Annotated in this window: 6 protein-coding genes, 2 tRNA genes and 2 rRNA genes (1 of these 10 running past the window's edge); 6 read left to right on the forward strand and 4 right to left on the reverse strand. The window is 62.3% G+C overall.

Features of this window, described 5'->3' with window-relative positions:
* Positions 1-38: 38 nt before the first annotated feature.
* Positions 39-902, reverse strand: coding sequence for an alpha/beta hydrolase (locus IVB07_RS04190; RefSeq protein WP_018453267.1), 864 nt, complete (start codon positions 900-902; stop codon positions 39-41).
* A gap of 199 nt (positions 903-1,101) precedes the next feature.
* Here IVB07_RS04190 and IVB07_RS04195 point away from each other — a divergent pair, with 199 nt between their 5' ends.
* Complete coding sequence (locus IVB07_RS04195; RefSeq protein WP_018453268.1) at positions 1,102-1,941, forward strand: TIGR02594 family protein; 840 nt, start codon at positions 1,102-1,104, stop codon at positions 1,939-1,941.
* Positions 1,942-2,053: 112 nt separating this feature from the next.
* Here the strand turns inward: IVB07_RS04195 and IVB07_RS04200 are convergent, their stop codons facing one another.
* Positions 2,054-2,842 carry an MOSC domain-containing protein gene (locus IVB07_RS04200; RefSeq protein WP_018453269.1) on the reverse strand — a complete coding sequence of 263 codons (789 nt, stop codon included), beginning with the start codon at positions 2,840-2,842 and terminating at the stop codon, positions 2,054-2,056.
* 257 nt (positions 2,843-3,099) lie between these two features.
* Here IVB07_RS04200 and clpB point away from each other — a divergent pair, with 257 nt between their 5' ends.
* Positions 3,100-5,739 (forward strand): ATP-dependent chaperone ClpB, encoded by a 2,640-nt coding sequence (gene clpB / locus IVB07_RS04205; RefSeq protein ID WP_018453270.1) that lies wholly within the window; start codon positions 3,100-3,102, stop codon positions 5,737-5,739.
* A 100-nt stretch (positions 5,740-5,839) separates the two neighbouring features.
* On the opposite strand, the gene IVB07_RS04210 is transcribed toward clpB, so the two are convergent.
* Both IVB07_RS04210 and IVB07_RS04215 read right to left on the reverse strand, forming a co-directional pair.
* Positions 5,840-7,459 carry an SMP-30/gluconolactonase/LRE family protein gene (locus IVB07_RS04210; protein ID WP_085350725.1) on the reverse strand — a complete coding sequence of 540 codons (1,620 nt, stop codon included), beginning with the start codon at positions 7,457-7,459 and terminating at the stop codon, positions 5,840-5,842.
* 158 nt (positions 7,460-7,617) lie between these two features.
* On the reverse strand, positions 7,618-9,681 hold the full coding sequence (locus IVB07_RS04215; RefSeq protein ID WP_018453272.1) for a M23 family metallopeptidase: 2,064 nt from the start codon (positions 9,679-9,681) through the stop codon (positions 7,618-7,620).
* A 1,030-nt stretch (positions 9,682-10,711) separates the two neighbouring features.
* Between IVB07_RS04215 and IVB07_RS04220 the strand changes: the two genes are divergently transcribed.
* The 4 genes from IVB07_RS04220 to IVB07_RS04235 form a co-directional block, all read left to right on the forward strand.
* A 16S ribosomal RNA gene (locus IVB07_RS04220) occupies positions 10,712-12,200 on the forward strand.
* Between the two features lie 188 nt (positions 12,201-12,388).
* Positions 12,389-12,465, forward strand: a tRNA-Ile gene (locus tag IVB07_RS04225).
* Between the two features lie 33 nt (positions 12,466-12,498).
* Positions 12,499-12,574, forward strand: a tRNA-Ala gene (locus IVB07_RS04230).
* A gap of 405 nt (positions 12,575-12,979) precedes the next feature.
* Positions 12,980-13,034, forward strand: a 23S ribosomal RNA gene (locus tag IVB07_RS04235) (it continues 2,818 nt past the right edge of the window).
* The 16S and 23S rRNA genes sit together here with 2 tRNA genes alongside, the layout of an rRNA operon.

A 13,034-nucleotide genomic window follows, 5' to 3' on the forward strand; every position in this document is an offset into this window, starting at 1 on the left:
CCCATCTACGCGACCCAGTACCTGGTGACGCCTTCGCGCTAATGCGCCGCCAGTGACCTCGGGTCGCGCACCGGCCATCTTCCCGCTTCCACCAGCGTGACGAACCGTTCCACCGTTTCGTTGAACAGCGCTGGCTCTTCGAGATTGAGGACGTGGCCGGACTTTGGAAACATGGCGAGCCCTGCCGCCGGCAGATGCTTCTTCAGAAACAGGCTTGCGCCCACGCACGGATCGTCCTCGTCGCCGCAGATGATGAGTGCCGGCGTCGTGGCCGCTCTGATCGCGTCCGTCATCGTAAAGATCGAGGGACGGCCGGCCTGGAAGCCGCGCATCGTCCGCGCTGATCCCTTGGCGTCGTGCCGCGCCAGGGCGGCATAGAAATCGGCGTGACCGCGCGGGTCCTTCACCAGGAAGGGAATCCGGCTCGGCGCCTCGCGCGTGACTTTTGCGACTTCGGCTGAGCCGAGCATCTCGAATTGCTCCGCGTTGGCGCGGCACTGCTGGCGCCAAGCGTCGAGGTTCTCGATCTCCGAGCCCGAGCCGACGCCGGCGAGCGTCATCGACAGCGCACGTTGGGGCGCGTTGAGCCCGATCTGGAGCGACGAATAGGCGCCCATCGAGAGGCCGACGAAGTGCGCGCGATCGATCTTCAGATGATCGAGCACCGCGAGCGCATCGGTGTAGAAATGCGTGTAGCGGTAGACCTCGCCATCAGGCACGTCCGATGGCGTGTAGCCGCGTGCGGAATAGGTGATGCAGCGATGGCCGCGCGAGAAGTAGCGCATCTGCGGCTCCCAATTGGTGTAGTCGGCCGCGAATTCGTGCAGAAAAATAATCGGCGTGCCCGTGCCCGCTTCTTCGAAATAGAGTCGACAATTGTCCTTCGTGAGGGCGTGAGGCATCCGGTTTTCTCCCTGAGGTGGCTGCGGCTTTGGAATGCCGTCCTGCGGTCAGCGCATACGATGGTAGCACTTATTAATCATCGTCCAAATTCTTAGGGGCCGCGTCTTGTTCTCGCCACATCAGGATACTGATACAGCCCGCGGATGTCGGCCACCGCACGGGCCGACGGGGAAGTGGGGTGTCAACGAAGGATGAAGAATGTTCGAGTTGTTTGCGTCTCGCCTGTCGCGCTGTGTCGTTGCGCTGGCTGTTTTCTTCGCGGCGTTCGCCGCCTTCACTTCTCCGGCGTCAGCACGACCTCATCGTCATAGCGCAGAGCGGCACGCTTACGCGCATCACGCCAGCAGACATCATCATTACCGGCATGCACGCGGCTCGCGCTTCGAGCGCGGCGCGGCGCAATTGCAGGCGAACGGCTTCGGCAACACCTTCGCCAGCTATGATCCGAACGCCAATAGCGGCGGCATCGCCATAAGCGGCAGCGCTGGAACGGCTATGAGCGGCAGTGGTGGAATGGCCATGAGCGGCAGCCGTGGAATGGCCATGAGCGGCAACGCTGGAATGGTTACCAGCGGTGAGATGACCACGCGCGCCAGCCGTCGAATTATGAGGCGTGGAGGTGGGATAGCCACTAACGCGAATGACGGCGGCATGGCCAATAGCGCGACGAGCGGCGGCGGCTTCGGCGGTGGGTCGGGCCTCGTGTCCGAGGCACGCCGCTATGTCGGCGGCAATCCGACCGGTCGCGGTAGCCTGTGGTGCGCGCGCTTCATGAACATGGTGCTCGAAAAGACCGGTCATCGTGGCACCGGCTCCGACATGGCGAATTCGTTCGCGCATTACGGCACGCGCGTGTCCGGTCCGCAGGTCGGCGCCATCGCAGTGATGTCGCGTGGTGGCCGGGGCGGTCATGTCGGCATCATCACCGGTGTCGACGCGCAGGGCAATCCGATCATGATCTCCGGCAACAACGGCAACCGCGTTCGCGAAGCACCGGTCTCGCGCGGCCGGATCTATGCGTATGTGATGCCGAACTGACGGCCGTCATTGCGAGGAGCGAAGCGACGAAGCAATCCAGACTGTCTCCGCGGGCGCATTCCTGGATTGCTTCGCTTCGCTCGCAATGGCGGAGCGGGGCCAGCGCGCAGCGTCACACCAGCTTCGGCTGTTCCAATGCAACCGCGTCGCCCACGCCGATGTCGCCTTCAGCGATCACCTCGGCATAGATGCCGCAGTCCATGTGGCCGAGATTGCTCGAGAGCGTGGCGGGGATTTCGAGATCGCGCTTGGCGGTATCAGGGTCGACATTGGTGGCCGGGCAGCGCTTGATGCGCTTGACCACTTGCAGCCGGGCCTGTCCGATCGCGAGCGTCTGGCCGACGAGGTCGAGCTCGGACCAGGCCGGCCAGCCCTTCACGTAGAGATTGGCGCGGAAGCGTAGCGGGTGGACGGCGGCGCCGCCGAGCATGGTCTCGAGCGCGCGGACGCTGTCGAGATTGATGATGGACACGACCTTGCGGGCGACGTCTGAAAAGCTGTGGTCGCGGCCGGACAGGATCTTGGGCGGGCCCTTCAGCTCCGGCTGAAAATTTTCCCTGAAATAGTCCTCGATGGCGGCGCGCCCGGCGGCGGTCTCGAGATCGCCGCTGGCGACGATCTGGCCGTCCTTGCGGATGGTCAGGCAATTGGTCGCGTCCTCGAACCGGCTGTCGAGCGAAGCTAGCCGCTCATTCCGCGCCAGCATCAGGAACTGGATCTTCGGCTTCCACTGCGGTGCTTCCGGATCGAAGCCGCTCGGGCCGTTCTCGATGGCGTAGCGGCGGTCGGCGGGCAGGGTCTGGCCGGCTCGCAGGGAGACGCGGGGCAGGGCCTCCGGCGTCAGGCCCTTGATCGGGTAGCGGTAGAGCCCGGTGATCTCGGCGGTCTGGCTGATTGTCATTGCGCTGGGTGTCATGCCGCTACTTAGGGGATTCGGCCCACCGGCGCCAAGCGGGCGGATCCGCGCACGAAATTGTGAACTCGCCTCTTCCGGTCCGAGGCCTCGCTTCCCACATCTGGGTCAGGCCGGCGCCAGCGCCGGCTGATAACGACCGTTGCCGGTTGAGAAACGTCAATGCGGTAATCGGAAACCCAATGAAGATGCCGTTTGGAGTGCCTTTGAGGGCTCCAGGGGCAGGCCGAGGGAAAGACCACGAAATGAACATCGAAAAATATACCGAACGCTCCAGAGGCTTCGTCCAGTCCGCGCAGTCGCTTGCGGTGCGCGAAGGGCACCAGCAGTTTTCGACCCTGCACGTCCTGAAGGTGCTGCTGGACGACAATGAAGGCCTCGCTGCCGGCCTGATCGACCGCGCCGGCGGCAATTCCCGCGCAATCCTGAAGGCGACCGAGGACGCCCTGAACAAGGTGCCGAAGGTCTCTGGCGGCGGAGCCGGCCAGATCTATCTGGCGCCCGAACTCGCGCGCACCTTCGACGCCGCCGAAAAGGCTGGCGAGAAGGCCGGCGACAGCTTTGTCACCGTCGAGCGGCTGCTGCTCGGCCTGGCGCTGGAGAAGACCAGCGAGGCGGGCGCGATCCTGGCCAAGGGCGGCGTCACCCCGCAAAACCTCAACGCGGCGATCGAAGCGCTGCGCAAGGGCCGAACGGCGGACTCCGCCACGGCCGAGAACGCGTATGACGCGCTGAAGAAATATGCCCGCGACCTCACTCAGGCGGCGCGCGACGGCAAGCTCGACCCGGTCATCGGCCGCGACGAGGAGATCCGCCGCACGATCCAGGTGCTGTCGCGCCGGACCAAGAACAATCCCGTCCTGATCGGCGAACCCGGCGTCGGCAAGACCGCCATCGCCGAGGGCTTGGCGCTGCGCATCGTCAACGGTGACGTGCCGGAGAGCCTGAAGGACAAGAAGCTGCTGTCGCTCGACCTCGGCTCGCTGATTGCAGGTGCAAAATATCGCGGCGAGTTTGAGGAGCGGCTGAAGGCCGTGCTGCAGGAGGTGACCGGGAGCGATGGTAATTTCGTCCTGTTCATCGACGAGATGCACACGCTGATCGGCGCTGGTAAGGGCGATGGCGCGATGGACGCGTCCAATTTGCTCAAGCCTGCGCTCGCCCGCGGCGAGCTGCACTGCATCGGCGCCACCACGCTCGACGAGTACCAGAAGCACGTCGAAAAGGACGCGGCGCTGGCGCGGCGATTCCAGCCGATCTTCGTCAGCGAGCCCTCGGTCGAGGATACGATCTCCATTCTGCGCGGGCTGAAGGACAAATACGAGCAGCACCACGGCGTGCGGATCACCGATTCCGCGCTGGTCGCCGCCACGACCCTGTCCAACCGCTACATCACCGACCGCTTCCTGCCGGACAAGGCCATCGACCTCATGGACGAGGCGGCCGCGCGGCTCAAGATGCAGGTCGATTCCAAGCCGGAAGAGCTGGATTCGATGGATCGGGAAATCATCCGGCTGAAGATCGAACAGGAAGCGTTGAAGAAAGAAAGCGATGCCGGGTCGAAGAGCCGCCTGCAGACGCTGGAGAAGGAGCTGGCCGATCTCGAGGAGAAGTCCGCGGCGCTCACCGCACGCTGGAGCGCGGAGAAGAACAAGCTCTCCGACGCTCAGAAACTGAAGGCCGAGCTCGACGGCTTGCGGGTTGAACTTGCCAACGCACAACGGCGCGGTGAATTCCAGAAGGCCGGCGAGCTGGCCTATGGCCGGATCCCCGAATTGGAAAAGCAGCTTGCGGAGATCGAGGCCAAGGAGAACTCCGGCGAGATGATGGAGGAGGCGGTCACCGCCAACCACATCGCGCAGGTGGTCTCGCGCTGGACCGGCGTGCCCGTCGACAAGATGCTCGAAGGCGAGAAAGACAAGCTCCTGCGGATGGAGGACTCGCTCGGCAAGCGCGTCGTCGGCCAGGCCGAGGCCGTGCGTGCGGTCGCGACCGCCGTTCGCCGTTCGCGCGCGGGGCTGCAGGACCCGAACCGGCCGACCGGCTCGTTCATGTTCCTCGGGCCCACCGGCGTCGGCAAGACCGAGCTGACGAAAGCGCTCGCCGAGTATCTGTTCAACGACGAGACCGCGATGGTCCGCCTCGACATGTCCGAGTACATGGAGAAGCACTCGGTCTCGCGGCTGATCGGCGCGCCTCCGGGCTATGTCGGTTATGACGAGGGCGGTGCGCTCACCGAAGCGGTGCGGCGCCGGCCCTACCAGGTCGTGCTGTTCGACGAGATCGAGAAGGCGCATCCCGACGTGTTCAACGTGCTGTTGCAGGTGCTCGACGACGGCCGCCTCACCGACGGCCAGGGCCGCACCGTCGACTTCCGCAACACGCTGATCATCATGACCTCGAACCTCGGTTCGGAGTTTCTGGTGAACCAGCCGGAGGGCGAGGATACCTCGGCCGTGCGCGAGCAGGTGATGGGCATGGTGCGGGCGCACTTCAGGCCAGAGTTCTTGAACCGCGTCGATGAGATCATCCTGTTCCATCGCTTGCAGAGGAGCGAGATGGGCCGGATCGTCGAGATCCAGTTCGCACGGCTGCAAAAGCTTTTGATCGATCGCAAGATCGTGCTGACGCTCGACGCTGCGGGCCGCGACTGGCTCGCCGCCAAGGGCTGGGATCCCGCCTACGGCGCACGGCCGCTGAAGCGCGTGATCCAGCGTCACGTCCAGGATCCGCTCGCCGAGATGATCCTGGCCGGCGACGTCAAGGACGGCGACAACGTTGCGATCTCCTCCGAAGGCAACGTGCTGACCTTCAACGGCAAGGCGCCGCAGACCGCGGAGATCGCCCAGTTCGAGGCGCCGGTGTCGAAGCGGAAGCTGAACTGATCGTCGGCATTCGAAGCCTGAAGCAACAAGCCGCCCCGGAGATGTCAACCTCTCCGGGGCGGTTTGTTTTGCGGGTTGTTGGCGAACTTACTGCGGCGACCTATTTCTTCGTGAGCTTGTAGATCGCGTTCTCGATGTCAGAAGAGAAATAGATCGTGCCGGATTCCCCGATGCCGACGCCTGTCGGAATGTGCGTCGGCAGTCCTCCGGGTGCACCCACGAGGCCGATTGGAAGATTGGCCGCGATCTCGGTAACCGTGCCGGTCTCCGGCACGATTTCGATCAACCGTTTGGCGCCGACCTCCGCTACGATCAGCTTGCCGTCTCTGGCGCGGGCGATGCCTTCGGGCATTTTCAGGTCCTTGGCGACGACTGTCTTTTCGCCGTTGCTCTCGATCATCGAGATCACGCCGGAAAAGGCTTCGGTGAGATAGACCTCGCCACGCGATCCAGCGACGAGCCCGACCGGGCCCTCGAGGCCGCCGATCAGTGTGGTGCGATCCTTGCCGTGCTCGCCGCTGACGCGGACCAGCGATTTGGTGCCGAACTCGGCCACCAGGATGCTGCCGTCCGCGAGCACGAGCGCGTCGTGCGGCGCCTTGAAGCCGTGCAGCATGTCGCGGGTGGCCCCGGTCTTGCCGTCGATCACCTGCACCGTGCCGGTGAACCAGCTCGATAGGACCACATCGTTGCCCTTCGCCGTTGCGCTCATCGGATATTCGAGCGTGACGCCGGCGGCGTGCATGCGCGCCTTCTCGGTGACCTCGCCGGTCGCGCCGTCCACCGTGCGATAGGCGAACACGTCGGCGACGTGGATCGTATCCTTGCCGTTCTCTGACGTGACGCCGATGCCGCCGGGCAAGGCGAGCTTGCCGATGATCACCTGCCGCGCCTGGCCGGTCGCCGGATCGACCTCCTGGATGCCGTTATCGGCCATGTTGGAGACGTAGATTCGGTCCTTGTCGTCGATCGCGAGATTGTCCAGCGACGGCTTCAATTGTGCGACCATGGTCTTGGCGCCCGACTTGGGATCGACCCGAACGAGCTGGCCGAGCGCGGTGTCGACTACCCAGAGATCGCCCTTGGAATCGAAGTTCACCGCGGCCGGGACCTTGAAGCCGTCCGCGACGACGGTCAGCTCGGCCTTGTCGACGTCGACCTTTGCGACCTGTCCCTTGAACCAGAGCGGACCGTAGAGCTTGTCGTCGGGACCGAACTCGAAGCCGTTGAGGCCGCCCATCTTCTCCATGATCTGGCGCGGCGGTTTGACGCCCTCGACGTCGATCTCATAGAGCGTGTCGCCGAGGAAGACGGTGGTGGCGTACAGCCTGCCGTCCTTGCGGAAGGCGAGCGAGTTGATGCCGGGAAGGCCTGAAGCGAGTTTCTTGATCGGGCCGTCGCCCTTGCGCGAATAAAGATCGCCGGCCAGGAATCCGGTCCAGGCCATGGTGCCGTCGGGGGCGAATGCGATGTCGTCGGCCATTCCGATCGGGGCGGGGATTGCAACCTTCGCGCTACCGCCGGGGATGTCGACCTCGTAGAGCGCCGCGCCCGCGACGCTGCCGGCAAACAGATGGCCGGCCTTGTCGATCGCAAGCCCGTGCACGCCGTGGAACGCCGAGCCCGGAACGAGCTTGGTGACCTCCCAGTTTTCGGCCGAAACACTGGTAGCGGAGACGACCGCAGCGACGAAGGCTGCGCAGGCGAGCCTGTTCTTCATGGCGAGACCTCCCGTTTTTTGGAAAGTATTCGCTCCTCATGCCGCTTTGGCAAACGAAACTTGACGTTGTGATGCGGCCAAGCCGGGCCCCGCGCGACGTCGTCAAATCCGGCTCGTGCTTGAATATGTCCGGCCGATCTCGGCCCGGTTCGCCGGCTTTACCTGTTGGTGACCTGCAACGGACCGCCGGTGGCGTCCGACATCCGGGCGATGGCACCGGCGCGGCCGCTCATCATGCCGTCGAGCCGGTCGCGCTCCTTCTCGAAGCCGGCCAGCATCGGGCCTTCCAACGAGCGGCCGCGCGGCAGTTTCACACGCAGCGGATCGACGAAGCGGCCGTTGACCAGGATTTCGTAGTGGACGTGCGGGCCGGTCGACGCGCCGGTCGAACCGACGAAGCCGATCACCTGGCCCTGCCGCACCTTCTTGCCGGGCTCCATGCCCTTGGCGAAGGCCGACATATGGCCATAAGCGGTCTCGTAGCCGTTGTTGTGCTTGATGCGGATGTATTTGCCGTAGCCGCCCTCGGGGCCGGCCTTCTCGATCACGCCATTGCCGGAGGCGAAGATCGGCGTGCCGTAGGAGGTGGCCCAGTCGACGCCGGTATGCATCTTCACATAGCCGAGGATGGGGTGACGGCGGCCGCCGAAGCCGGAGCGCATGATGGCGTTGTTGACGGGCTTGCGCACCAGGAACTTCTTCGCGCTCTTGCCGGTCTCGTCATAGTAATCGACGACGCCGTCATCGGGGCTCTGGTAGCGGTAGTATTTCTTGGTCTCGCCGCCGAGCGTCAGCGAAGCGAACAGCACGTCGTTCTTTTCGCTCGCGGTCACGCCTTCGTCTTCGCCGGCGTAGAACACGTCGAATGAATCGCCCGGCGCCACCTTGCGCTGGAAATCGACGTCGTAGGAATAGATCTTGATCATGTCGTCGATGACGGGCATCGGCACTTTGTTGCGCATCGCGGTCTCGTAGATGCTCTGGTAGAGCCGCACGCCCGTGCCGTCATCCTCGTCATCGTCGTCGCTGTTGGCGTTCGCCGCCGCGTCGGCGACGGTGTTCATGCTGGAGACGTCGACCGCGACGTATTTGCCGAGATCGGACAGCGCCGCGATCGCCTCGACCATGGTCTCGTTGGCGATGACGACGCGGTAGGGCTGCAGGCGGGCGCCGGGGCTTGCGGGCGCCATCAGGATCCGCAGCTTCTCGCCTTCCTTCAGGCCGCCGTCGCGGCCGCGCGGCCCAAGCGTCGCGGTGATCGCCTTGATCTCCTCGGCCGTGGCGCCGAGATCGCGCAGCACGCCGGCGACGCTGTCGCCCTTCTTGACCACGTGGACGCGTTCGCCGTTGGGATTGCCGCCGGTGATCTGCTCTTTGGTCTTCGGCAGCAGCGTGACGTTTTCCGGCACCACGCGCGTCTCGAAGCCGGCATAGGGATCGGACGGCGACACTTCGGTGGCGTAGGCGCTTCTGATATCGGACGGGCCGGTCGCGCCGGAGACGTCGGCCGCAGCATTGGAGAGCGCGGCGTAGCGCACCCCGCCATTGCCGCGCCAGTTGGCGGCATCGCGGACCCGCATCAGGATGTCGTCGAGCGCCACCACTGCGGAAATCTTGGCTTTCGGCAGCACCTGGGAGAGGTCCTTGGTGACGAACGAGACCTCGGCGTCGGGTTCGACGGCTTCCGGATTGTTGGGATCCTCGGATGCCGCCTTCGGATCGGATCCGACATCGGTGAGAAGGCGCTGGGCGTTGAATGGCGGGATCTTCGCCGACAGATCGCTCGTCGTCATCGACAGATTGCCGGCAATCCGGATGAAGGGACGCACCCGCATCACGTCGCGGTTGCCGACGCGGGCGACGGTCGAGACGCGCACGATGTTGCGCGAGGCCGTGGATTCGCTCGGCGGCGGCAGGCGGTCGCTCTTGTGCAGCGTGGCGGTGCGGTCGGCTGCGCCGAATGCGCCGCGCAGCGCGCCTTCGACGCGCTCCGGCACCTTGGCGAAGGTCATCTCGCCGTCGAGCGAAGCGAAAACGGCGCCGCCGATCAGGGCTGCGCCGCAAAGTCCGGTTAGAATCGTCCCGCTGAACCATTGCACCGAGACGCGGCGGCGATCGATGACGGCGGCTTCCGAACCATCGACGGACAGCGGCGGCTCGTGGCCGAGATCGATGATCCCGGTCTCACGCCCGTAAGCGCCGCGTGACGTCCTATGGTTCAACCCAAGTCCCCCAATCAACGATCCGAGAGCCCGATTTCGAGCAGCCCCGTTTCGAGCAACCCTGTTTCGAGCCCCTCCTTGAGCCGCCCTCTTCGGGGCGTCTCTGGAAAAGGCAAGCCGCATAGGCGTCCGCGGTCAGAAGGCCCAGATGTCGGACCGGCCGAATTTACGAACAGCTAAGCGGAAAAAGATCTCTCGATGTGTCTCGAATGTCTGAAGAAGGCCGCTTCATCGTATGATCGCCTTCCTCTGACCCCACACAAACCGCCGGCAGCCCCCACTGGCATCCCTGCGATTCAAGCTTTGTCTGTACCAGAACGCCGGGGGATTGTGGCTCAAGTACGGCGCCTAATATGGAAAAGTTTCCCGAACGGCCGGGCGTCAGGGGCCTTCCAGGGACGAGCGATCCAAGTCGCGTCCAAGTCGCCTCATGCCGCCTCCGGAGCCCTCTCGAGCCCAAACTTTTTTTGAGTTTTTTCTCCGCGCCGGCGCGATCCAGCCGCTCAGCGACTTTCTAACCTGCTGTAATCGCGTGGATTTTTCGAACAATCCACCGTGCGACGATTTTCTGACAATGGTCGTTGACAACCCCGATGGGCGGGGCCTATAACCCGACCACTGAGCGCGGCGCCGCCGGGTCACTGACCAAGGCGAGCGAACGCGCCACTGATGCTCCTCACCTTGTTGAGTGACACAACAGTCGACGTAAGTCGATTGGAGTTCATCCATCGTCGGTAAGGGTGTCGGAACCCTTCCTCTCTGGAAGGTTGGGACCTCCTGGTCCCGGGCTGTTTGACAAGTGAAGATGAAGAAAGAGAAACGTGGACGGCGGAGTCCTTGCGCCTCTCGGATACTGAAGAGCTTCGGCTTTTGAGTTCTGAGAGGGGACGAAAGACTTCGGCGGTACACGTTTTAAGGTTACACCATCGTTGCCAGCGATGTGAATCGCGGGCAGCTCATCGACTTCGGTCGATGAAAAATGGTGGGACCTCGTCAAAACGTTGTGATCAGCCGGTTCAAAGTTCAAGTCCAACTTGAGAGTTTGATCCTGGCTCAGAGCGAACGCTGGCGGCAGGCTTAACACATGCAAGTCGAGCGGGCGTAGCAATACGTCAGCGGCAGACGGGTGAGTAACGCGTGGGAACATACCTTTTGGTTCGGAACAACACAGGGAAACTTGTGCTAATACCGGATAAGCCCTTACGGGGAAAGATTTATCGCCGAAAGATTGGCCCGCGTCTGATTAGCTAGTTGGTGAGGTAATGGCTCACCAAGGCGACGATCAGTAGCTGGTCTGAGAGGATGATCAGCCACATTGGGACTGAGACACGGCCCAAACTCCTACGGGAGGCAGCAGTGGGGAATATTGGACAATGGGCGCAAGCCTGATCCAGCCATGCCGCGTGAGTGATGAAGGCCCTAGGGTTGTAAAGCTCTTTTGTGCGGGAAGATAATGACGGTACCGCAAGAATAAGCCCCGGCTAACTTCGTGCCAGCAGCCGCGGTAATACGAAGGGGGCTAGCGTTGCTCGGAATCACTGGGCGTAAAGGGTGCGTAGGCGGGTCTTTAAGTCAGGGGTGAAATCCTGGAGCTCAACTCCAGAACTGCCTTTGATACTGAGGATCTTGAGTTCGGGAGAGGTGAGTGGAACTGCGAGTGTAGAGGTGAAATTCGTAGATATTCGCAAGAACACCAGTGGCGAAGGCGGCTCACTGGCCCGATACTGACGCTGAGGCACGAAAGCGTGGGGAGCAAACAGGATTAGATACCCTGGTAGTCCACGCCGTAAACGATGAATGCCAGCCGTTAGTGGGTTTACTCACTAGTGGCGCAGCTAACGCTTTAAGCATTCCGCCTGGGGAGTACGGTCGCAAGATTAAAACTCAAAGGAATTGACGGGGGCCCGCACAAGCGGTGGAGCATGTGGTTTAATTCGACGCAACGCGCAGAACCTTACCAGCCCTTGACATGTCCAGGACCGGTCGCAGAGATGTGACCTTCTCTTCGGAGCCTGGAACACAGGTGCTGCATGGCTGTCGTCAGCTCGTGTCGTGAGATGTTGGGTTAAGTCCCGCAACGAGCGCAACCCCCGTCCTTAGTTGCTACCATTTAGTTGAGCACTCTAAGGAGACTGCCGGTGATAAGCCGCGAGGAAGGTGGGGATGACGTCAAGTCCTCATGGCCCTTACGGGCTGGGCTACACACGTGCTACAATGGCGGTGACAATGGGACGCTAAGGGGCAACCCTTCGCAAATCTCAAAAAGCCGTCTCAGTTCGGATTGGGCTCTGCAACTCGAGCCCATGAAGTTGGAATCGCTAGTAATCGTGGATCAGCACGCCACGGTGAATACGTTCCCGGGCCTTGTACACACCGCCCGTCACACCATGGGAGTTGGTTTTACCTGAAGACGGTGCGCTAACCCGCAAGGGAGGCAGCCGGCCACGGTAGGGTCAGCGACTGGGGTGAAGTCGTAACAAGGTAGCCGTAGGGGAACCTGCGGCTGGATCACCTCCTTTCTAAGGATGGTTCTTCAGAAGCTTGCTTCTATCGAACCGTTTTAGAAACATCAGTGGCCAACGGTCGTCAGGATCGTTGAGCTGCATTGGCGGGATTTCGCCGTCTTCGTTTCTCTTTCTTCGCGGACGAACACGCGCTGGGGCTGCAACCTTGCAGAATCCCTGGTCCTTGACTGGATATGCGTTAGGGGCTTGTAGCTCAGTTGGTTAGAGCGCGCGCTTGATAAGCGTGAGGTCGGAAGTTCAAGTCTTCCCAGGCCCACCACACTCATCGAGTGAGCATTCGTCTTCTGGTTACGGGGCCATAGCTCAGCTGGGAGAGCGCGTGCTTTGCAAGCATGAGGTCGTCGGTTCGATCCCGTCTGGCTCCACCAGATGGTTTGATCACCGGCTGCTCATACCGTCGTCCGCGAAACATCACTTCGCACTTACTAGTCCGGATGGACAGTAAGCTGCGTGATTTCTGACATCGTAAAGAGGAGATCGATCCGAGTTGGATCGGGCAACAAGTAATTGTTGCGCGATACTTCATTATCTCCGGATCATTTCGGCGCTCATGCGTCTTCCATTGTAGCTCACAAGGCTGCTTTGAAAGACAAGCGAGTTGTAAATGATCCTTTTAGCGAAGCTTGACCGCCTCGCTATCGGAACGATCTTACGAAGCAAGCTGGTCTTTCTAATCATTGTCCGGCTGCAGATAGCGTTCATCGAGGGCGCGTGCCGCAAGGTAGTTCTGCAGACAACATTCTGCCGAGTGTGTGGACATTGATAATGAGAGCAATCAAGTGCCTTAAGGGTGTTCGGTGGATGCCTTGGCGCTGAGAGGCGATGAAG

The sequence above is a fragment of the Bradyrhizobium sp. 172 genome, assembly GCF_023101065.1.
Taxonomy (GTDB): domain Bacteria; phylum Pseudomonadota; class Alphaproteobacteria; order Rhizobiales; family Xanthobacteraceae; genus Bradyrhizobium; species Bradyrhizobium canariense_D.